20 protein-coding genes are annotated in these 21,513 nt (G+C 66.9%); 8 read left to right on the plus strand and 12 right to left on the minus strand.

The window, feature by feature from the left end; all coding sequences use genetic code 11:
* Nucleotides 1–7 precede the first annotated feature (7 nt).
* Together EJE94_RS12915 and EJE94_RS12920 are read right to left on the minus strand one after the other, a co-directional pair.
* Complete coding sequence (locus EJE94_RS12915) at nt 8–1,159, minus strand: TRAP transporter substrate-binding protein (RefSeq protein WP_121242118.1); 1,152 nt, start codon at nt 1,157–1,159, stop codon at nt 8–10.
* A 108-nt stretch (nt 1,160–1,267) separates the two neighbouring features.
* Nucleotides 1,268–2,047, minus strand: coding sequence for an IclR family transcriptional regulator (locus EJE94_RS12920; RefSeq protein WP_124962462.1), 780 nt, complete (start codon nt 2,045–2,047; stop codon nt 1,268–1,270).
* A gap of 107 nt (nt 2,048–2,154) precedes the next feature.
* On the opposite strand from EJE94_RS12920, the gene EJE94_RS12925 reads away from it, so the two are divergent.
* From EJE94_RS12925 to EJE94_RS12940, 4 genes are all read left to right on the plus strand, one after another.
* Nucleotides 2,155–3,654, plus strand: a complete 1,500-nt coding sequence (locus EJE94_RS12925; protein WP_121242122.1) for a CoA-acylating methylmalonate-semialdehyde dehydrogenase — start codon at nt 2,155–2,157, stop codon at nt 3,652–3,654.
* A gap of 38 nt (nt 3,655–3,692) precedes the next feature.
* Nucleotides 3,693–4,580 (plus strand): AEC family transporter, encoded by an 888-nt coding sequence (locus EJE94_RS12930; protein WP_121242125.1) that lies wholly within the window; start codon nt 3,693–3,695, stop codon nt 4,578–4,580.
* A gap of 172 nt (nt 4,581–4,752) precedes the next feature.
* Nucleotides 4,753–4,980 carry a hypothetical protein gene (locus EJE94_RS12935; protein WP_121242126.1) on the plus strand — a complete coding sequence of 76 codons (228 nt, stop codon included), beginning with the start codon at nt 4,753–4,755 and terminating at the stop codon, nt 4,978–4,980.
* 6 nt (nt 4,981–4,986) lie between these two features.
* Nucleotides 4,987–5,313, plus strand: a complete 327-nt coding sequence (locus EJE94_RS12940) for a DUF3301 domain-containing protein (RefSeq protein ID WP_121242128.1) — start codon at nt 4,987–4,989, stop codon at nt 5,311–5,313.
* A gap of 38 nt (nt 5,314–5,351) precedes the next feature.
* Here the strand turns inward: EJE94_RS12940 and EJE94_RS12945 are convergent, their stop codons facing one another.
* The 4 genes from EJE94_RS12945 to EJE94_RS12960 are packed head-to-tail and all read right to left on the minus strand — an operon-like array spanning nt 5,352 to nt 7,870.
* Complete coding sequence (locus EJE94_RS12945) at nt 5,352–6,005, minus strand: HEAT repeat domain-containing protein (protein WP_243642615.1); 654 nt, start codon at nt 6,003–6,005, stop codon at nt 5,352–5,354.
* Nucleotides 5,987–6,685 carry a DNA polymerase III subunit epsilon gene (gene dnaQ / locus EJE94_RS12950; RefSeq protein WP_121242130.1) on the minus strand — a complete coding sequence of 233 codons (699 nt, stop codon included), beginning with the start codon at nt 6,683–6,685 and terminating at the stop codon, nt 5,987–5,989. Before dnaQ ends, EJE94_RS12945 begins: the two co-directional genes overlap by 19 nt.
* Before the next feature lie 4 nt (nt 6,686–6,689).
* Nucleotides 6,690–7,142 carry a ribonuclease HI gene (rnhA, locus tag EJE94_RS12955; protein ID WP_121242133.1) on the minus strand — a complete coding sequence of 151 codons (453 nt, stop codon included), beginning with the start codon at nt 7,140–7,142 and terminating at the stop codon, nt 6,690–6,692.
* Nucleotides 7,139–7,870, minus strand: a complete 732-nt coding sequence (locus EJE94_RS12960; RefSeq protein WP_121242135.1) for a class I SAM-dependent methyltransferase — start codon at nt 7,868–7,870, stop codon at nt 7,139–7,141. The genes rnhA and EJE94_RS12960 overlap by 4 nt, the downstream gene beginning before the upstream one ends.
* Before the next feature lie 15 nt (nt 7,871–7,885).
* On the opposite strand from EJE94_RS12960, the gene gloB reads away from it, so the two are divergent.
* Together gloB and EJE94_RS12970 are read left to right on the plus strand one after the other, a co-directional pair.
* Nucleotides 7,886–8,653 (plus strand): hydroxyacylglutathione hydrolase, encoded by a 768-nt coding sequence (gene gloB / locus EJE94_RS12965; RefSeq protein ID WP_306307960.1) that lies wholly within the window; start codon nt 7,886–7,888, stop codon nt 8,651–8,653.
* 62 nt (nt 8,654–8,715) lie between these two features.
* Nucleotides 8,716–10,098: a transglycosylase SLT domain-containing protein gene (locus EJE94_RS12970; RefSeq protein WP_121242138.1), complete on the plus strand. Its 1,383-nt coding sequence runs from the start codon at nt 8,716–8,718 to the stop codon at nt 10,096–10,098.
* A gap of 55 nt (nt 10,099–10,153) precedes the next feature.
* Here the strand turns inward: EJE94_RS12970 and EJE94_RS12975 are convergent, their stop codons facing one another.
* Both EJE94_RS12975 and EJE94_RS12980 read right to left on the minus strand, forming a co-directional pair.
* On the minus strand, nt 10,154–10,612 hold the full coding sequence (locus EJE94_RS12975) for a DUF4124 domain-containing protein (protein WP_124962463.1): 459 nt from the start codon (nt 10,610–10,612) through the stop codon (nt 10,154–10,156).
* 10 nt (nt 10,613–10,622) lie between these two features.
* On the minus strand, nt 10,623–12,989 hold the full coding sequence (locus tag EJE94_RS12980) for a DUF3141 domain-containing protein (RefSeq protein WP_121242142.1): 2,367 nt from the start codon (nt 12,987–12,989) through the stop codon (nt 10,623–10,625).
* Between the two features lie 142 nt (nt 12,990–13,131).
* Here EJE94_RS12980 and EJE94_RS12985 point away from each other — a divergent pair, with 142 nt between their 5' ends.
* Nucleotides 13,132–14,172 (plus strand): M48 family metallopeptidase, encoded by a 1,041-nt coding sequence (locus EJE94_RS12985; RefSeq protein WP_121242144.1) that lies wholly within the window; start codon nt 13,132–13,134, stop codon nt 14,170–14,172.
* Between the two features lie 12 nt (nt 14,173–14,184).
* Here the strand turns inward: EJE94_RS12985 and EJE94_RS12990 are convergent, their stop codons facing one another.
* The 4 genes from EJE94_RS12990 to EJE94_RS13005 are packed head-to-tail and all read right to left on the minus strand — an operon-like array spanning nt 14,185 to nt 20,532.
* Nucleotides 14,185–16,107 (minus strand): ABC transporter ATP-binding protein, encoded by a 1,923-nt coding sequence (locus EJE94_RS12990; protein ID WP_121242146.1) that lies wholly within the window; start codon nt 16,105–16,107, stop codon nt 14,185–14,187.
* Entirely contained in the window at nt 16,104–17,444 is a 1,341-nt protein-coding gene (locus EJE94_RS12995) for an ABC transporter permease (RefSeq protein ID WP_121242148.1), read from the minus strand. The genes EJE94_RS12990 and EJE94_RS12995 overlap by 4 nt, the downstream gene beginning before the upstream one ends.
* Complete coding sequence (locus EJE94_RS13000; protein ID WP_121242150.1) at nt 17,441–18,418, minus strand: ABC transporter permease; 978 nt, start codon at nt 18,416–18,418, stop codon at nt 17,441–17,443. The genes EJE94_RS12995 and EJE94_RS13000 overlap by 4 nt, the downstream gene beginning before the upstream one ends.
* Complete coding sequence (locus EJE94_RS13005) at nt 18,418–20,532, minus strand: ABC transporter substrate-binding protein (RefSeq protein ID WP_121242152.1); 2,115 nt, start codon at nt 20,530–20,532, stop codon at nt 18,418–18,420. Before EJE94_RS13005 ends, EJE94_RS13000 begins: the two co-directional genes overlap by 1 nt.
* A gap of 59 nt (nt 20,533–20,591) precedes the next feature.
* Here EJE94_RS13005 and fabI point away from each other — a divergent pair, with 59 nt between their 5' ends.
* Entirely contained in the window at nt 20,592–21,392 is an 801-nt protein-coding gene (gene fabI / locus EJE94_RS13010) for an enoyl-ACP reductase FabI (protein ID WP_121242154.1), read from the plus strand.
* Nucleotides 21,393–21,513: the final 121 nt, after the last annotated feature.

Below are 21,513 nucleotides of genomic sequence, written 5' to 3' on the forward strand. Positions count from 1 at the left end.
GGCGGAATCAGCCCTTCTTCTTGGCGAAGAAGTGGTTGTATGCCATCTTGTAATCGACGTTGGTGTCGTTCTGCCAGCGGCAGGCACGCTGGGCGAAGGTGCGCATGGAGTCGCTGACCTTCTTGAAGGCCGGATTTTCCGCGCTCTTCTCCGCGACGATCTTGTCCCACGCCTCGAGCTGGCGCCTGAGCACCGCATCCGGCGTCTTGTAGAACTTGACGCCCTGCTTCTCGGCCATCTCGAGGTAGTCCTTGGAGTAGCGGTCGATCGCCTTCCACGACATGTCGGCCGAGGAAGCCTCGACGGCGTGATTGATGATGACCTTGAGCTCGGCCGGCAGCGCATCGTACTTCTTCTTGTTGAAGAGGATCTCGAACTGCTCCGAGCACTGGTGGAAGCTCTGCAGCATGCAGACCTTCGAAACGTCGGGGAAGCCGAGCAGGCGATCCGAACTGGCATTGTTGAATTCGGCCGCATCGAGCAGGCCGCGGTCCATGGCCGGCACGATTTCGCCGCCCGGCAGCGGATTGACGGCCGCGCCCATGTCCTTGAAGATATCCACCGAAAGGCCGACGGTGCGGTACTTGATGCCCTTGAGGTCCTCGGCCTTGGTGATCGGCTTCTTGAACCAGCCCAGCGGCTGGGTCGGCATCGGGCCGTAGAGGAAGGACTGCACGTCGAGGTTGAGGCCCTTGTAGATCTCGTCGAGCAGTTGCTTGCCACCGCCGTAGTTGTGCCAGGCCAGCACCATGTTGGGGTCCATGCCGTAGGCCGGGCCCGATCCCCACAGCGCCACGGCCGAGTTCTTGCCGTACCAGTAGGCGACCACGCCGTGGCCGCCGTCGAGGGTGCCCTTCGACACCGCGTCGAGCAGGTCGAAGGCCTTGACCACGGCGCCGGCGGGCAGCACCTCGATCTTGAGGCGCCCGCCGGACATGCCATTCACCTTGCCGGCGAAGTCCATGGCGTACTCGTGAAAGATGTCCTTGGCCGGCCAAGTCGACTGCCAACGCATGGTGATCGGCGACTGCGCCACCGCGATCATCGGGAAGCCGGCAGCGGCGACACCGGCACCGGCCGTCGCGGCCTTGGTCAGAAATTTGCGGCGCGAAGCCTGCTTGGCGACATCGGCCTCCGGGGTTTTGACTTTCTTCTCCATGTTGTCACTCCTCCTTTGATGTACTGCAAAAATGGCTACTGCGGGCTGCAATCGCCCCTGCACCGTTGCCGCGCAGGGGCGCTTGATCCTCTTTTGCCTTGCCGGCCGTCATCGCAACAACTTCAGGGGATGGGCGAGCATCCGCGCCAGCTCCTGCAATGTGCCGACCGCCTGCTCCCGCTTGCGCGGTGTTCCGGTTCCCTTCAGCATGCTCACGGCCACGGCGGCAAGCGCCGGCCCGCCCGCCGGGTCGCCGATCGGCACACCGATGCAGCACATGCCGTCACGCGTCTCCTCGTTGTCCGTGGCGTAGCCCTGCTCACGCACCGCGTGGACCTCGTCGAGCAGCGCCGCGAAACTGCGACAACTCTTACTGGTCAGGCGCGGCAGGCGCCGGCCGCGGAACAGCTGCTTGATCTCCTGGTCGTCGAGCGTGCTGATCAGCGCCTTGCCTGTCGCCGTGCAACTGACCGGCAGGCGCATGCCGATGCGATAGGTGACGCCGACCGGCAGGCTGCCGTTGCGGCAGGCGACGTAAACGACATCGCTACCATCGCGCACGGCCAATACGGCACCTTCCTCGTCGAACACCTTCAGCGTATCGAGTGCCTGCTCGAATTCCCGGGTGAGGTCGGTGCGCGACAGGTAGGCATGCGCGAGGTCCACCAGGTGGCTGCCGAGGTGATAGGAGCCATCATCGAAGCGGCGCAGCAGGCCGGAGACCGTCAGGCTGGTGCACAAGCCGAGTGTGGAGCTCTTCGGCAAATCGAGGCGGACGGCAAGCTCGCCCAGCGTCAGCGCCTCGCGCGAGGCAGCGAGCTCATCCAGCAGGCGCACGGCCTTGAGCACGGAGGGCACCGCCGCCTTCGGCAAGTCACGTGTCGTCATGTACACAGTTTCGGTTACCTCGCCGCAGCCACCGTGGATTTGATTGACACCTAAAAAACGCCGGCCTATGATAGGACTGTTCAGAATAAAGTACAACGTTCATATTTATGAATCCAGTGATCGAGCTGCGACATTTCATCAACGGCCGCCCGACCCGCGACGCGGGCGCGCGCTGGGGCGATGTCTTCAATCCGGCGACCGGCCGCCTGGGCGCGCGCGTCCCTCTCGCCAGTGCGGTTACCACCGGCGCCGCCATCGCCGCCGCCGCGGCCGCGTTGGCGGAATGGGCCAACACCTCGCCGCTGCGGCGTGCGCGCATCCTGTTCAAGTTCCGCGAGTTGCTGGAGCGGCACATCGACGAGCTGGCGGCGATCGTCACCGCCGAGCACGGCAAGGTGCTGGCCGATGCCAAGGGCGAGATCATCCGCGGCATGGAAGTGGTCGAGTTCGCCTGCGGCATCCCCCATCTTTTGAAGGGGGAATTCTCCGACCAGATCGGCGGCGGCATCGACAGCTGGTCGCTGCGCCAGCCGGTCGGCGTCTGCGCCGGCATCACCCCCTTCAATTTCCCGGTCATGGTGCCGATGTGGATGTTTCCCGTCGCCCTCGCCTGCGGCAATACCTTCGTGCTCAAGCCCTCGGAACGCGACCCCTCGGCCAGCCTGTTCATCGCCGAGCTGCTGGCGCAGGCCAACCTGCCGAAGGGGGTGTTCAACGTCGTCCATGGCGACAAGGAGGCGGTCGATACCCTGCTCACCGATCCGCGCGTGGCCGCCATCAGCTTCGTCGGCTCGACGCCGATCGCCGAATACATCTACGCCACCGGCACGGCACACGGCAAGCGCGTGCAGGCCCTCGGCGGCGCCAAGAACCACATGGTGGTGATGCCCGACGCCGATCTCGACCCGGCCGTCGATGCCCTGGTCGGCGCGGCCTACGGCTCCGCCGGCGAGCGCTGCATGGCGATCTCGGTCGCGGTGGCGGTCGGCGACGTCGGCGATGAACTGGTTGCCGCACTGGCGAGGCGCGCCCGCGCGCTCAGGGTCGGACCCGGCACCGAGCCGGCGATGGAAATGGGACCATTGGTGACCCGCCAGCACCTGGAGAAGGTCACGGGCTATGTCGACCTCGGCGTCGCCGAAGGCGCGCAGCTGGTGGTCGACGGCCGCGGCCTGCGGGTGGAAGGCCATGGCGACGGCTACTTCCTCGGCGGCTGCCTGTTCGACCGCGTCACGCCGCAGATGCGCATCTATCGGGAGGAGATCTTCGGCCCGGTGCTGTGCGTCGTCCGCGTGCCCGACTTCGAGGCGGCCGTCGCCCTGATCAACGCCCACGAATACGGCAACGGCGTCGCGCTATTCACGCGCAGCGGCAATGCGGCCCGGGAGTTCGTGCGGCGCATCGAGGTCGGCATGGTCGGCGTCAATGTGCCGATCCCGGTGCCGATGGCCTTTCACAGCTTCGGTGGCTGGAAGCGTTCGCTCTTCGGCGACCATGCGATCCATGGCCCGGAAGGCGTCCATTTCTACACCCGCCTCAAGACGGCGACCGGCCGCTGGCCGCAGGACATGGCGAGCGCAGCCAGCTTCGTCATGCCGACGCACTGAGCCGGCTCCGCCGCCGGCCTTTCGGTTGCCTCTGCCGCATGCTGCTGCGCATCCTCGCCATCGTCTTTCCCGTCTTCGCCATCATCGCCGTCGGCTGGTGGTATGCCCGCTATCGCCGGTCGCGGGGCGGCATCGACATGTCATTCGCCAACGAACTGAACATGGAGGTCTTCGTGCCGGCGCTGGTGTTCGCGGCCCTGACCTCGAAGAGCATCGAGTTGTCCGCCTACGCCCAGCTGGCGCAGGCGGCACTGGCGGTGATGTTCGGCTCCGGCCTGATCGCTTGGGCGCTGGCGCGCATGTTGGGCGAACAGCCGAAGACGTTCGTACCGCCGATGATGTTCGTCAACGCCGGCAACATGGGCCTGCCGCTGATGGTACTGGCCTTCGGCGAGGCGGCACTGCCGGCTGCAGTGGTGCTGTTCTTCGTCGAGAACACCCTGCACTACGTCCTTGGCACCTGGTTGCTCGATCACCATGCCCGCCTGTGGAATCTCTGGCGCACCCCGGTGATCGTCGCCGCACTGGCGGCCGTCGCGGCCAAGCTCGCCGGCATCGAAATCTGGCCGCCGCTGTACATGGCCATCAAGCTGCTCGGCGATGTATCGATACCGCTGCTGCTGTTCTCGCTCGGCGTGAGGCTGGCCACGTCGAAGCTCGCGGATCTGCGCATCGGCCTGGTCGGCGCGGTGGCATGCCCGACAATGGGGATGGCGCTGGCGTGGGCGTTCGGGCGCAGCCTCGAACTGGCGCCGGCGGACGCGGACATGTTGCTGGTCTTCGGTGCGCTGCCGCCGGCCGTGCTCAACTTCGTCTTCGCCGAGCGCTACGGCCAGGAGCCCGCCAAGGTCGCTTCGATGGTGATGATCGGCAACCTCGGCGCCCTGGTATTCGTGCCGCTGGCCCTGGTGCTCGTGCTGAAATAGCCCCCGAACAAGCATCGTCGGCAAGGCGCCAGGACGGGGCGCTATTGGCGCCGGCCCGCGGCGTACTGTATAATCAGTCGCTTAGCTTGACACGGCCGGGCCGAACGGAAGAGACCTCCGCGACGCCCACCATACGAATACGTTGCACCCGACACATCCTGCAAAGGTTCGCATGACGACCACCGATACCGCCTACTGCTATCACTGCGGCACCCACCATCCGAAATCCGAGATGCGCCAGATCACCACCAAGGGTGGCAAGCGCTGGCGCTGCATCAAGAGCATCGAAGCCACCAAGCGTGGCACGGCCGAGCGCGACGCCTTCGGCCAGCGCGTTTCCGCCATCAACAAGGCGGAAGCCCAAAGCAAGGCCCGGCTGATCCTCAACGCCGATCGCTGAGCGGCGATGCCGGCCTTCGAGATCGCCGGCCTCGTCGTGCTGGTGATAGCGGGCTGGTTCTGGCTCGACGGCCTCAAGGCGCGCGACGCCGCTGTCGCGGCCGCCCGCAGAGCCTGCCTGACAGACGGCCTGCAACTGCTCGACGACACCGTTTCCATCACCAGCCTGAAGCCGGCCCGCGACAATGACGGCCGCCTGCTGCTGCAGCGCGTCTACACCTTCGAATACAGCGACACCGGTGACAATCGCCGCCGCGGCGGCGTCACGCTGCTCGGACACGACGTGATGCTGATCAATGTCGGCATGCGACTCGTCGGCGAGCAAGGCGACTGAGCGTCGCACGGCGCCGGCCACGCAACGCCAGCCGTGACTCACCCCAGTTCGTCGAGCGCCTCCGCCGCGATCTCGCGGACCCCGGCATCGGCATCATTGACACAGACGGCGAGCGCCGGCCGCGCTGCCGCATCCCGACTCAGGCCGAGATAGAAACAGGCATCGGCGCGAATGCGGGCGTCGTCGTGAGCCGCCAGCTCGGCGAGGCGTGGCACCAGCGCCTGCAGCGCGGCGCTGCCGGCGAGTCCCTCGAAGGTCGCGCTGGCGCCGATGCGGACACTGATGCCGGCCTCGGGATTGGCGACGATGGGCAGCAATTCGACCAGCAGTTCCGGCTGCGCCTCGATCATGGCGCGCACCCTGGCCAGTTCGCCGTCCTTGAGCAAGGTGTGGAAATAGTCGGCCATGCCGTCTGCGCTGCCCGCCCGCCGCGCCCATTCCTCGAGCTCGGGCCGGCTGCGCAACCCCGTGAGTTCGAATGGGCCGATGCGCACCCAGGGCAGGGAACGCGCACCCAGCGCTTCCGCCACTTCGGGATGCACGGCCACGTTGACGACCTCGAGGCGGCCGAGCATGCCGTCCTTGGCCATCGCCGCGAGGCTGGCGAGCACCGCCGGACAATGCGGACAGGACGCCACGACCAGCAGCAGCGCGTCCGGAATCCTGCCCGGGTTCAGGCCGGAGTCTGCCACAGGCACATTCCCTTGCTTTCCTTGGCGATCTCGGCGAGCACGCGATCATGCTCGGCCAGCTCCTCGGCGCCGGCCCGCAACACCCGCAAGGGCGGCCGCTCGCCCGCCACCGCGGCTCCGGCGGCCGCGGTGGCGGGTTCGAGATCCATGACCAGGCTTTCCTGGCCGCGCGTCATCGCGAGGTACACCTCGGCCAGCAGCTCGGCGTCGAGCAGCGCGCCGTGCAACTGGCGGCCCGAATTGTCGACGCCGAAATCCTTGCACAGCGCGTCGAGATTGTTCTTGCGGCCCGGGCGCATCTCGCGCGCCATCTTCAGGGTGTCGATCACGCCGTCGCAGATGCCGGTCACCGGCTCCAGCCCGAGGAGCGAGAACTCGTGATTGAGGAAACCGACGTCGAAGGCGGCGTTGTGGATCACCAGCTCGGCGCCGCGGATGAAGTCGATCAGCTCGGCGGCGATGGCGCCGAACACCGGTTCATTGGCGACGCGCTCGTTGGTGATGCCATGCACCTGCATCGCGCCGGCGTCGATCTCGCGTTGCGGATTGATGTAGCGATGAAGGCGCTGGCCGGTGAGACGGCGCCCGAACATCTCGACGCAGCCGATTTCGATGATGCGGTGGCCGAGTGCCGGGTCGAGTCCCGTGGTCTCGGTGTCGAGCATGATTTGTCTGGTCATTACACTACCCCTCTCTCACCTGCTCGACGCCGCGCCGCGCCAGCTCGTCGGCCCGCTCGTTCTCGGCATGGCCGGCATGGCCCCTGACCCAGTGCCACTCGATGCGATGCTGCGCCGCCAGCGCATCGAGCGTGCGCCAGAGGTCCTCGTTCTTCACCGGCTTCCGGTCGGCCGTCTTCCAGCCGCGCTTCTTCCAGCCGTGGATCCATTCGCTGATGCCCTTCTGCACGTACTGCGAGTCGGTATGTACGCGCACCTCCAGCGGCCGCTTGAGCGCGCGCAGCGCCTCGATCACCGCGGTCATCTCCATGCGGTTGTTGGTCGTCGCCGCCTCGCCGCCGAACAGTTCCTTCTCGGTACCGTTGTAGCGGAGGATCGCCCCCCAGCCCCCCGGACCGGGATTGCCGCTGCAGGCACCGTCGGTATAGATGTCGATGGTCTCGTCGCGCTCGTTCATTGCGAATCCGCCTTCTTCTGCGTCACCGGCGCCACCAGCGCCCGGGCGCGCGCCTTGCGGTCGGTCCACGTCGGCATGATCAGGCGCATGCCGTGGACGCGCTTGATCGCCTGCAGCACATAGACCCCGCCGGCGAAGGGCCACCAGCGGTCGCCGGCTCTTTCCATGAAATCCCAGCGGCGCAGCCACTTTTCCTGACGGGCGGGCGGCGCGTAGCAGCCGAAGGCGCCGGCCCGCGTCTCGAAGCCGAGCAGCGCGAACCAGTCTTTCAGGCGCGGCACGCTGATGTACTGGCCGCGCCAGGGCGGTGGTAGCGTCCGCCGCGCCAGGCGGCGGCGCGCGCCCCAGAGGCTGAACGGATTGAAGCCGGTGACCACGACGCTGCCTTCGGGCACCAGCACGCGCTCGACCTCGCGCAGCACCTGGTGCGGATTGTCCTCGAACTCCAGCGCATGCGGCAGCACCACGAGGTCGATGCTGTTGGTGGCGAAGGGCAGCTGCAGCGGCGTGGCGCGCACCGCGACGGGACTGACATCCGCACGATCGTCACTGCTGAAGCGGAACGGCATGCGGTTGGCGCGCAGGTAATCGAGCTGGGGCAGGCCCAGCTGTATCGCGTTGAAACCAAAGATGTCGGCGACGATCTGGTCGTGCCTGGCCAGCTCCCAGTCGAGCACGTAGCGACCCTGCGGCGTCTCCAGCCAGTCGGCGAAACCGCTGATCGTCATTGGTTAGAATGCGCCATGAGCATTGCAATCCATCCCCTGCCCGCCTTCGAGGACAACTACATCTGGACCATCCGCTCGGGCGACACCGTCGCGGTGGTCGATCCCGGCGAGGCCGCACCGGTGCGGCGCTACCTCGAGCAGACCGGCGCGAAGCTCTGCGCCATCCTCATCACCCACCGCCACGGCGATCACACCGATGGCATCGCCGCCCTGACGTCCGATACTGCCGTTCCGGTATTCGGACCGTCGCTGGAAGCGGTCGCCGGTGTGACGCATCCGCTCGGCGACGGCCAGCGCATCGTAGTGCCGGAGCTCGGCATCGACTTCGAGGTGATCGCCGTGCCGGGCCATACGCGAGGACATGTCGCCTATTATCGCCGAGGCCTGCTGTTCTGTGGCGACGTGCTGTTCGGCGCCGGCTGCGGCCGCGTCTTCGAGGGCACCATGGCCGAGATGCAGGCCTCGCTCGCCCGCCTGGCCGCCCTGCCCGGGGACACCGCCGTGTATTGCGCCCACGAATACACCCAGGCCAACCTGCGCTTCGCCCGTGCCGTCGAGCCCGACAGCGCGGCCCTGCTGGAGCGCTCGGCTGCGGTGGCGAAACTGCGCGGCGAAGGCCGGCCCACGGTCCCCTCGACCCTGGCCGAGGAACTGGCGACCAACCCCTTCCTGCGCTGGGACGCCCCCGCCGTCATCGCCGCGGCGCGCGGGCGCCGTGGTTCGCCGCCGCGCGATGCCGTCGAGGTCTTCGCGGCGATCCGCGAGTGGAAAAACGGTTTCTGAAACCGCCGGCAAATTTGCTACCATTCGCGGCCCCCCGGCTCCCTCCCGCCCCCGCTTTGCCAATGTCACTTCGCCTCGTCCTGACGGCCTGCCTTTGCCTGTTCGCGCTCGCGGCGCGAGCCGAAGTCGTTGCGCCGAACGAGTCGCTGTTGCAACTGTCGCCGGAGCTGTCGCGCGCCGGCACCGAACCCTCGGCCAGCACGCTCACCTTCACCCGCGATCCGTCGCAGGAAGTCAAGGACGAGCTGCCGCCGATGCCCACCATCGACCTCACCACGCCGCCGGACGACCTGTGGCAGCGCGTGCGCAACGGCTTCGGCATGCCCGACCTGCACAGCCCGCTGGTGGCCGAACGCCAGGCCTGGTACCTCAACCGCCCCGAACTGCTGAAACGCGTGTTCGAACGCAGCCGCAAGTATCTGCATCACATCGTCGAGGAAACCGAGAAGCGCGGCATGCCCACCGAGCTGGCGCTGCTGCCGATCGTCGAGAGTTCCTTCAACCCGCTGGCACGCTCGCCGGCCCGCGCACTGGGCATGTGGCAGTTCATCCCCTCGACCGGCAGGAGCTACAACCTCAAGCAGAACTACTGGATGGACCAGCGTCGCGACATCATCGCCTCGACCAGCGCCGCGCTCGAGTACCTGCAGAACATTTACGAGATGCACGGCGACTGGCATCTGGCGCTGGCCTCGTACAACTGGGGCGAGCATGCCGTCGCCCGAGCCGTCGGCAAGAACCAGGCGAAAGGACTGCCAACCGACTATGCCCATCTCACCATGCCGGCCGAAACGCGCTACTACGTGCCGAAGCTGCAGGCGATCAAGAACATCATCGCCCAGCCCGAGCTGTTCGGTTTCCGTCTCGATCAGATACCGAACAAACCCTACTTCGGCACCGTCGACATCGGCAACGACATGGACATCTCACTCGCCGCCAAGCTGGCCGAGACGCCGATCGAAGAGTTCATCGCGCTCAATCCCGCCTACCACCGGCCGGTCGTCCCCGGCGACAACCGCAGCCCGCTGGTGGTTCCCGCCGACAAGGTAGACGCTTTCCGCCGCAACCTCGAGCGCTACGAGGCCGAGGACAAGCCCCTGTCGAGCTGGCAGACCTACACTTTGAAGCAGGGCGAGCGCCTCGACAGCGTCGCCGCCCGCTTCGGCCTGACCACGGCCCGCCTCAAGCAGCTCAACGGCATCACGCCGCGCGTCAAGGTCGGGCCGGGCTTCAGCCTGCTGGTGCCAGGCAAGGGCGCGCAGGCGGCGGCCGAAGCCGTGGCGGGCAAGCTGCCACAGGCCCAGGCGGATGCTCCGGCACCCAAGCGCGGCAAGAAGGCGGCGAAGGGAGCCAAGCCGGGGAAAGGCGCGAAGACGCCCAAGAAATCCGCCTCGGCCAAGCCGGTCGGCAAGCCGCGTCCGGCAGCGAAGGGCAAGAAGCGCTGATCGCGCACGCCGACGCGGCCCATTGCCGCTGCGGCGCCAGGCGAGCCCCGCGGTATCAGAGGCAGCCCTCGGACTGGGCATGGCCCAGCGTCAGTCCGCCGCGCCCGATGCGTCGCCGCAACTCGATGCATTTCAGAGAACTCGCCGGATCCTTTTCCGCCTGCCTGTCGCGCTCGGCATCCTGCCGCGCCTGCTCCGCGGCTTCTGCTGCCCGCAAACGTTCCTCTTCCATGCTCGGCCGGCGCGGCCAGCCGTCGGCGGACACGGGCACGACATCCGTTCCCGCGGCTGGCGGAGCCTGAGGTAATGCCACAGGGGCCGACGGCTCCGGCACCTCATGGTCTAGTTCCTGTTCGAATCGGGTGCCCGGACGACAGGGCGTCGCGGAATAGCCGACCGTACCGGACTCGCTCCTGCACTTGTAGATCGTTTCGGCCCCGGTCGGGCCTGCGACCAGACCCGCCAGCAGCGCCAGCACCGCGCAGCTGTGTCGCGGCGGCACTTTCCTCAGCATCGCGGCGCAGTCATCGCTTGGCCGAACCCGCGCCCTTCTTCTGGACTGACTTTGCCGAAGTACGTACACGCGGCGACTTCGGCAGCGCTGCCTTCGGGATTTTCAGCACGCTGCGTACACGCTCGAGCGCCAACCGTTGCTCGGCGGTGGGATCGGAGGCCAGCAACTCGGGATCGCTGACCACTGCGTCCATCAGCGCCAGCAGACGCTGGCGCTCCTGCGGATCGGCGACCAGGCCCGGCAGCGTCGCCAGAGCCTTTTCCGGCTCGAAGCGCACGATGATTTCCTGTATGCCACGGATGCGGCGCAATTCTGCGGGCGGGTTATCCGGCAGCAGGTCGCGATATTTCCTGGCGAGGCTGGCCCGCATTTCCAGCCGCGACAGCGGCATCGGCTCGCCGTGCCGATGCAGCAGGAAGCCGACGCGGGCGGCGGCCTCGGCGAAGCCGCCTTCGGCGATCTGCGCCAGGGCTGCCTGCACCACCGGCAGCTGCCGCGCCTCGATCACCGGCTCGTCCGGGGAAGCGCCCTGCCCGTCGGCCTGGCGCAGCGCGAAGAGGTTGCCATAGACCTCGAAGAACGTCGCTTCGCTGACCGCGTTATTGACATCACGATAGAAGTCGAGCGACGCCGCAATCAGGTCGGATCCCATCGCCTCGAGCTGGCGCCAGGGATGGCTGGCGTCGAGCGGATGGCGCTGCGAGCGGATCATCGCCGCCGCCGGCGCCAGCCAGCCCAGCCACGGGTTGAGCTCCGAAATCGCCCAGCGCTGGGCTCGCAGCGGATGGAAGGTTCGGGCCATTTCGGCGGTGAATTCGCTGGACATGGCCTGCACCATCGGCTGCGCGAACAGTTCGTAGGCATGCTGGTTGAATTCCGACACCGCGGCCGCCGCCTCGAACGGCTTCTCGTCCGTGCGCTGGAAGCGATTGAGCCTGGCTACGATGTCTTCGAGCCGGCGTTCGACGAATTCCACCTCGTAGCTCTTGCCGCCGCCCTTGCTTTCCACCGTCATGATGTTCATGCCATAGAGACCGGGCGGCAGCGCCTCGATCGATTTCAGCACCGAGACGATCTGCGCGTGTTCCTTTCGCGCCACGCCGCCGGAGACGAAAATGCCGAGGTGGCCGACGTCCTCATGCAGCAGCCCGACGATGACCTGGCCACGGGCCTTGATCTCTTCGGTGGAGCCATAGACATCGGCGACCCAGTTGAAGGCCTGTTCGGGCGGCGTGATGTTGTCGCCCATCGAGGCGAAAAGCACGATCGGCGAACGGATCTCGCGCAGATCGAGGTTGCGCCCGGATTTCGCTTTGATGCCACCGCCCCACAGCTTGTTGCCGACGAAGAGATTCTGGGTGATCCACTCGATCTCCTCTCGATTCATCAGGAAGAAGCCGCCCCACCAGCGCTCGAACTCGAGGAAGCGCGGCGGCTCGGTATCGACGTTGGCGAAGAGGTGGTAGTACTTCTTCCAGAACGTGTTGGCCGGATTGAGGTTCTCGAAGTTCTGCACCAGCCAGGCGCCGTCGAAGATGCCGTCGGACTGGTCGGAAATGAAGGACGACAGCCAGGTACCGCCGAGCAGCCCGCCCGAATAGCGCATCGGATTGTCGTTCTCGCCCTCCTCCCAGGCGCCGCTCCAGTAGGACATGGGGGCGCCGTTGATGACGATCGGGCCGGTGTCCTCCGGGCCGGCGGCCGCCAGCATCATCGCCGCCCAGCCTCCCTGGCAGTTGCCGACGATGACCGGCTTGGGGCTGTCCGGATGGAGTTCCCGCACCTTCTTGACGAAGACCGACTCGGCTTCGCAGACATCGAGCAGCGTCTGCCCCGGTTCGGGGCGCGGGAAGAAGATCACGAAATAGACCGGATGCCCCTCGCGCAGCGCGACGCCGACCTGCGAGTCGTCCTTGAAGCCGCCGATGCCCGGCCCGTGCCCGGCGCGCGGATCGATGATCATGTAGGGCCGGCGCTTCGGATCGACCTTGACGCCCTTGGGCGGGATGATGCGCAACAGCGCATAGTTGACCGGCCGCGCCAAGGTACGCGCATCGAGCACCGTCTCGTAGTCGAAGTGCAGGACCGGCGGCTGCCCCGCGCGCTTGTGCTCGACGAACTGGTTGCCGCGCTGGTAGAGGGTGTCCCAGAACAACAGCGAGCGTTCCGCCAGATCGGTGACATAGCCCGTCCACCCGGCCGCCAGCGACCCCATGTCCCCGGGTGTTTTGGCGACGCTGGCGGATTTCTCCGCCCAGGCATCGGCGAGTCGATCCCGCAGACGTTGCTGGGCGGTTTGCAGGCGATGCGCCAGCAAGGTGCCCACCTTGCGATTGACTTCGGTACTGCGAACGAGCTGCTCTTGACCGTTTTTCATTGCCGCACCCCTGGTTACCGTCGATAGCCGGTGTTGCACTGCACCATTGACAAATATAGCTCAGAACCGGCTAAAGGTATATTGCGCGTCATCAGCAATTCACGTCCGGGCGTTGAAACCTTCAAGACCCCTTGGTGAGCCAATGAAGATTCATTTCGCCGCGATCATCGCACTTGTTCTCGCCGGCTGCGCGCCCATGAGCCGCCTGCCGCCCGTCGACCAGAAGGCCACCCAGGTCGAACGCGACAAGCAACTCGAACTCGCCCTGCGCGAGAACTTCAAGCGCACGGCGCGCCTCAACGCGGTCGGCTGGCGCGTCCTCAGCGCCAATACCGATGCCTGCGGCGAAGCCGTGCAGGCGGCTTATGGCGTGATCTCCCGCGATGCCGACTCCATGCCCCAGGAATACCGGCCGATCTTCGAAAAACTCTACGGCAGGCATCCGCACGACGTCATCCTGACTGTCTTTCCCGACTCGCCCGCCGCGCGCGCCGGACTGATGCCGGGGGACCTCATCGTGGCGATCGGCAACCGCGACACTTCCACCGCGGACAACAAAAAGGCCGGTCGGGAACTCGCGATGAAGACCCGGGCCGGGGAGCCCCTGCAGCTGCGGATACGGCGCGCCGGCATCGACAAGGTCGTCACCATCAGTCCGCAACTGACCTGTGCCTATCCGATCGACCTGGTCACCAACGATTCCGTCAATGCGGCTGCCGACGGCGGCCGCATCCTGGTGACGAGCGGCATGATGCGCTTCGCCGCCACCGACGACGAACTGGCACTGGTGCTCGGCCACGAACTCGCCCACAACACCCAAAAGCACGTCCAGGCGCAGATGGGCAACCGCATGATCGGCACCCTGCTCGGCATCGCCGTGTCCATCGCCATCGGCGTCGATATCAGCCAGCTCGGCGGCGACCTCGGCGGGATGGTCTACAGCCAGGACTTCGAGTCCGAGGCCGACTACGTCGGCACCTACTTCGTCGCCAAGGCGGGTTTCCCGGTAGAGCAGGCCGCGGACTTCTGGCGCCGCATGGCGGTGGAACAGCCGCAGGCCATCGCCCACGGCTCCACCCACCCCGACACGGCCAGCCGCTTCACCGGCATCGAGGCCGCCGCCCGGGAGGTCGCGGAGAAGCGTGCCGCCGGACGGCCGCTGCTACCCGAGATGAAGCAATAAGCGCCTGAGCGCTCAGGCCGCGCCCGCGAGGACGCAGCGCACGCCGTGCGTCGCCGACAGGCGCGTCTCCTGCGGATAGCTCGCCGCGCACTCCGCGGTCGCGCGCGGGCAGCGCGGGTGGAAATGGCAGCCCGTGGGGGGATTCGCCGGCGACGGCATGTCGCCCTGCAGGACCAGGCGCTCCTGCCCCTGCGCATCGACGCGCGGCACCGCGGAGAGCAGCGCCTGGGTATAGGGGTGGCGCGGCGCCCTGAGGACCTCCTGCACCTGCCCGCGTTCGACGATGCGGCCGAGATACATCACCGCCACCTCGTGCGCGATGTAGTCCACCACCGCGATGTTGTGGGTGATGAAGAGATAGGCGAGGCCGAGCCGCGCCTGCAGCTCGCGCAGCAGGTTGAGGATCTGCGCCTGCACCGAGACGTCGAGCGCGCTGGTCGGCTCGTCGAGCACCAGCAGCTTCGGATTCACCGCCAGCGCGCGGGCGATGGCGATGCGCTGGCGCTGGCCGCCGGAAAACTCGTGGGGCCAGCGACCGGCCATTTCGGCAGCCAGCCCGACCTGCACCAGCAGCTCGCCGATGCGCGCGCCATGGTCGCCGGGCACCGCCAGCGCGCGCATGCCCTCGGCGATGATCTCGCCGATGCGCAGCCGCGGATTGAGCGAACCGTACGGATCCTGGAACACCATCTGCATGTCGCGCGCGGCGAGGTCGGCGATCGCGCGCCCGGCGAAGCGCACGCTGCCCGCCGTCGGCGGGATCAGATGCAGCAGCGCCTTGCCGGCCGTGGTCTTGCCGCAGCCGGATTCGCCGACCAGCGCCAGCGTACGCCCCGCCGGCAGATCGAGAGAGACGCCGTCGACCGCGCGCACATGCCCCACGGTGCGCTGCAGGATGCCGCGACGGATCGGGAAATGCACGGCCAGATCGGCAACCGTCAGCAGGGGTTCCGCGGCGGCAAGTGCTCCCTCCTCCGCTCGCCGTGTCGCCGGCGCCGACTTTTCCGCCTCGACGCGGATGCAGCGCACCCGCTGTCCCTCGCCGAGATCGCGCCACGCCGGCGGCGCCTCGCGGCAGGCGGGCAGCACCTCGGCACAGCGCTCGGCGAAGCGGCAGCCGGAAAAACGCGTGGCGAGCGGCGGCACGCTGCCGGGAATGCTCGCCAGTTCGCCGCCGCGCCGCGCGGCATCTGGCAGCGCGGCGAACAGCGCGCGGGAATAGGGATGCGCCGGAGCGCTGAAAAAGCCCTCGCGCGGCGCGACCTCGACCAGCTGCCCTGCGTACATCACGCCGACATGGTCGGCCATGCGGGCCACCACACCGAGGTCGTGGCTGATCAGCAGCATCGCCATGCCGCGCTCGCGCTGCAAATCGCGCAGCACGTCGAGCACTTGGGCCTGGATGGTGACGTCGAGCGCCGTGGTCGGCTCGTCGGCGATCAGCAGTTGCGGATCGCCGGCCAGCGCCATCGCGATCATCGCCCGCTGCTTCATCCCGCCCGAGAGTTGGAACGGGTATTCGCGCACGCGGCGCGCCGCGTCGGGAATGCCGACGGCGTCCAGCAGCTCGACCGCCTTGCCCTTGCCGCCATGCAATTCGATCGCCTCCTCGATCTGCCGCCCGACGGTCATCACCGGGTTGAGGCTGGTGCCCGGCTCCTGGAAGATCATCGCCATGCCGCCGCCGCGCAGACCGCGCATGGCGCGCTCCGGCACTTGCGTCAGTTCAGTGTCGCCGAAGCGCACCGAACCGCCCGCGATGCGCGCCGTCTCGGGCAGCAGCCGCATCAGCGCCAGCGCCGTCATCGACTTGCCGCAGCCCGACTCGCCGAGCAGCGCGAAGGTCGCGCCCGGCGCGATGTCGAACGACACGCCGTCCACCGGCTTGCCAGCAGCGATGGATACAGAGAGGTCGCGCACCGAGAGCAGGCTCATTTCACGGCCCTCGGATCGAAGGCATCCCGCACCGCGTCGGCGAACAGGTTGGCCGCCAGCACCAGCGCGAACATGAAGGCGAAGGCCGCCGCCAGCGACCACCAGACCATCGGCTCGCGCGCCAGCTCCATGCGCGCGGCGTTGATCATGGTGCCGAAGCTGATGGTGTTGGGATCGACGCCGATGCCGACATACGACAGCACCGCCTCCGCCAGCACCAGCCCGGAGAAGTCCATCACCAGCGCGATCAGCACGATGTGCATGAGGTTGGGCAGGATGTGGCGCAGCATGATCGCCAGCCGGCCGACGCCGAACGCGCGCGCCGCCTGCACGTAGTCCATCTCCCTGAGCTTCAGCGTTTCGCCGCGCAGCAGCCGCGCCAGCCCCGTCCAGCTGGTGACGCCGAGGATCAGGCACAGCGCCAGCAGCCGCGCGTCGGCGCGTTCGGCCGAAGTGGCGAACCACTCGGGGTGGGTGTCGATGATCACCTGCATCATCAGCACTGCGGCCGCGATCAGCAGCACGCCCGGAATCGAGTTGAGCACCGTGTAGAGATACTGGATCAGGTCATCCACCCAGCCGCCGACGTAGCCGGCGAGGATGCCGAGCAGCACGGCGGCCGGCAGCATGATGAGGGTGGTCAGCGTGCCGATCAGCAGCCCGGTGCGGATGCTCTTCAGCGTGAGGTAAAGCACGTCCTGGCCCACCTTGTCGGTACCGAGCACATGGTAGCCGGCGGAAAGCAGAGCGACGGGCCCGGCGACCAGCAACATGACGAACGCCGTGCCGAGCACCGATCCCATCGCCGTATCGCCGGCGCCGATCTTTCGCTTGCGCACCCAAAACCACAACGGCAGCCACAGCGCGACGCCGAGGCCCAGGCCCGTGAGAACGCGCATCGCGATGTCGCCGTCCTGCGCCGCGAGATCCTGGCCCAGATGGACGCCGCCGTGCTTGAGACGCGGGAAGTCCCTGCCCTCCCCATCCAGCGATTCCTTGGCGAACAGGTGCGTCGCGAGCGGCGCCGAATAGGTCTTCTCGGAACGCGACTTCAAGGGCAGCAACAGCGCGTCCAGCACCGAGAGCACCTCGTTCGAGTACTGCACCGGGCCGTCACCTTTGGCGGGAAGCGCCGGGCGGTAGTGCAGCGAATCGAGCACGCCGACGACGACGAAAGCCGCCAGCACCGTCGCCGCCGCCATCGCCGTGCCGCTGGCGCCGACTTTTCGCCAGGCGTCCTTGAGATGCGCCTGCTTGCGCGACCACCAGGCGCCGGCAACGACCAGGGCCAGCAGCAGGATCAGCAGCGCGTCGGACCAGAGCGGGACGATCTTCATTGCAACCTCACTCGCGGGTCCACGAGCGTGTAGGAAATGTCGGTCAGCAGCAGGCCGACGATGTAGAGCAGCGAACCGATGAAAACCATGGCCCGCACCACGGCGAAATCCTGGGCGTTGATGGCGTCGATGGTGTAGCTGCCCAGGCCAGGAATGCCGAAGAAGGACTCGATCAGCAGGCTGCCCATGAACAGCAGCGGGATCAGCACCACCACGCCGGTGAGAATCGGGATCAGCGCGTTGCGCAGCACGTGACCGAACAGCACCGCCCGTTCCGACAGCCCCTTGGCGCGCGCCGTGCGTACGTAATCCTTGGTGATCTCCTCGAGGAACAGCGTGCGGTACCAGCGGGTGCTGGAGCCGATGCCGCCGATCACGCTGATGATCACCGGCAGGACGAGGAACTTCGCCGCATCGGCCCCGCCGGCGTAGCCCGAGATCGGCACCAGGTGCCAGACCTTCGACACCAGCCACTGGCCACCGATGATGTAGAAGAGGCCCGAGACCGACATCATCGCCACGCAGAACACCACGCCCCAGAAATCGAGATAGCTGGCGCGGAAGTACACCAGCAGCAGCGCGAAGGTGACGGCGGCGAACAGTCCGAGCGCGAACACCGGCAACGCCACCGCCAGCGACGGCGCCATGCGCGTCGCGATCTCCCGCGCGATGTCGCGACCGTCGTCGGCGCGGCCGAAGTCGAAGGCGAACATCTTCACCGACTTCTGGAAGAAGATGGTCTCGGTCGCCGCCGCCACGCCCGGGGCCTGGGCGTTCCAGAGTAGCGGCCGGTCGTAGCCGCGCTCGGCTTTCCACTTTTCGATCGCCTCGGGCGTGACGCGCTTGACGCCGAGCTGCATGCGCGCCATGTCGTCGGGAGAATTGACGACGAAAAACAGCGCGAAGGTGATGAGGTTCACCCCGATCAGGATCGGCAGCGCGTAGAGCAGGCGGCGGATGATGTACGCAAGCATCAGTCCGCAACTCCCGACATCCGCTCGCGCCTGCGATGGCCAATGATGGCCGGCGCCGCAATGCCCGCGAGCAGCAGGGCCACGAGCAGCAGCGGCCACAGCACCGGCCGGTTCCACTCGGCGCGCAGGCGCTCGCGCGTAGCCGCGTCGATGTGCTGGTACTTGAGCGTGTTGTGGCCGACCTTGGAGGGCTTGCGGTTGGTGAGCCAGGCGTGGCGCAGGGTGTAGTCCTTGGGGTGGAAGCCCCAGACCCAGGGCGCGTCATGGCGCAGGATGGTCAGCATGCGGTCGATGATGGCCTGGCGCCGCGGGCCGTTCTCCATCGCGCGCATCTCGTCAAAGAGGCGGTCGTACTCGGCGTTGGCGTAGTTGGCGGCGTTCTCGCCGGAGAATTTCACCTTGCCCTGCGGCCCATAGAGCAGGAAGAGGAAGTTCTCGGGGTCGGGGTAGTCGGCGTTCCAGCCGAAGTAGAAGAGTTGTACCGCCCCCTTCCTCACCTTCTCCTGGAAGCGGTTGTAGTCGGTGCTGCGCACGACGAGCTGCACGCCGATCTTCAGGAACTGCTTGTTGAGCCAGTCGATGCGGGACTTGGCGCCGACACCGGTGGCGGTGGTGTCGAGGTTGATCACCAGCGGCTCGCCGCTTTTTGCGTTGCGGCCGTCGGGCCAGCCGGCCTCGGCCAGCAGCCGCTTCGCCACCTCGACCGACTTGCGCCGAGGCTTGCCGTCCACCCAGTCGTACATGTCGGGATTGATGCCGGCGCGGCCCTCGACGTAGCCGAAGATGCCCGGCGGAATCGGGCTCTGCGCCGCGAGGCCGCGGCCATTCTGGAAGATCGAGATGAACTCTTCCTGGTCGATGGCGATCGAGATCGCCTGGCGCAGCTTGCGCGCGGCCTCGCTGTCACCCCCGACCAGCGGGTCGTGCATATTGAAGCCCATGTACATGGTCGAGGTCGCCACCGAGGTGGTGAGCGAGATGCCCTGCGCGCGCATGCCCTCGGTCAGCGTGATCTCGCCGCCACTGGCGACCTGCACGGCCTGGTCGAATGAATCCGAGGAAATGCCCGAAGCGTCGTAATAGCCCTGCAGGAACTTGTTCCAGTAGGGGATCTGCTCCTTCTCGCGCGTGAACACCACCTTGTCGATGAAGGGCAGCGTCTTGCCGCAATCGGCGAGCAGGCCCGCCTCGCGATCACCCGACTCGCCCTCGCAGGGGTAGGCCTCGCCCCGGTAGCCGGGGTTCCGCTCCAGCACCATGCGCGCGTTCGGATCGTTCTCGGTCAGCATGTAGGGGCCGGTGCCGATCGGGTACCAGTCGAGCGTGAGGTTCTTCTCGGCCATGCCGGGCTGGCTGTGGAAGCGGTCGGCCTCCCACGGCACGGGCGCGAAAAAGGGCATGGCCAGCCAGTAGAGGAACTGCGGGTACTTGCCCTTGATGCGAATGCGGTAACTGTATTTGTCGATGACCTCGACGCCGGAAAGTGGATGCCGGCGCAGGTCGAGCCACCCGCCGTTCGCGGGCGCCGACTGCTTAAGGGACTTGGCGAAATCGCCCAGGCCGACGATGTACTCCTCCATCAGGCCGAGGATCGGCGAATGCAGCCGCGGATGCGCCAAGCGCTTGATTTCGTACACGAAATCGTCGGCCGTCAGCTCGCGCGTGCCGCGATTGGGGAAGTCGGCCAGGGTATGGAAGCGCGAGATGTCGGCCGGCTGTTCGGCGAAGGCCGGGTGGGGCTGATAGACGATGCCGGGGCGGATGCGGATGACGTAGTCGGTGAAGGCGATCCTGGCCGCGTCGGCGTCGTCGGGCAGCGGATACCCCTGCCCATCGAGATAGCGCGCCTTCGGCACCTCGAGTGCCGTGCCGGGAATCAGTTCGTAGGGCCGCTTGAGGTAGTGGTACTGCAGCGGCGGCTCGTAGATCTGCGCCGTGAAAGCGACCTCGTCCTCGCTGTATGACTGCACGGGGTCGAGATGCTTGGGCCGCTCGGTGAAGGCCGTGTAGAGGATGTTGCGGCCGCGATCGGCTGCCGGGTAGGGGTCGTTCCAGACCGGGCCGCAGGCGGCGAGCAGCACTGAAAGCAACAACATGTAACCGACGAGGCGCATGGAAGGGGAGTTTAGCCGATCGGCTATAATCCCCCGGTCATTCGCATGGGGAAAACACAATGGGCTTTCTCGCCGGCAAACGTATCCTGATCACCGGACTGATCTCGAACCGATCGATCGCTTACGGCATCGCCAAGGCCTGCCACCGCGAGGGCGCGCGACTGGCCTTCACCTACCAGAACGAGCGCTTCAAGGAACGCATCGCCAAGTTCTCCGAGGAACTCGGCAGCAACCTGATCTTCCCGCTCGACGTCGCCGACGACGCCCAGATCAACGACCTGTTCGCCGAACTCGGCAAGGGCTGGGAAGGCCTCGACGGCCTCGTGCATTCGATCGCCTACGCGCCCAACGAAGCGATCGAAGGCGACTTCCTCGACGGCATTTCGCGCGAATCGTTCCGCATCGCCCACGACATCTCCTCCTACAGCTATCCGGCGCTGGCCAAGGCGGCGCGGCCGTTGCTGCTGAAGGGCAACAATCCTGCGCTGGTGGCGCTGACCTACCTCGGCGCCGAACGCACCATGCCGAACTACAACACCATGGGCCTGGCCAAGGCCAGCCTCGAGGCCGCGACCCGCTACCTCGCCTTCTGCCTCGGCCCGCAGGGCATCCGCGCCAACGCCGTCTCGGCCGGCCCGATCAAGACCCTCGCCGCCTCGGGCATCGGCAACTTCGGCAAGCTGCTGGCCTACAACTCGCACCACGCGCCGCTGCGCCGCAACGTCACCATCGAGGAAGTCGGCAACGCCGTCGCCTTCCTGCTCTCCGACCTCGCCAGCGGTATCACCGGCGAAATCATGTACGTCGACGGCGGCCTCAACACCACCGCGCTGGGCAACGCCGAGCCGATGCCGGCCTGACGCGCGTCAGCCGACAACAAAAAGGGCGCGATTCCTCGCGCTTTTTTTTGGAGCCTTTCCGCCGGGCCGTCCCAAGGAAAGGCGGCACGCGGCGAAGCCGCAAACCGTACATCAACCTGAA

The sequence above is a fragment of the Sulfurisoma sediminicola genome (assembly GCF_003865015.1).
Lineage (GTDB): Bacteria > Pseudomonadota > Gammaproteobacteria > Burkholderiales > Rhodocyclaceae > Sulfurisoma > Sulfurisoma sediminicola.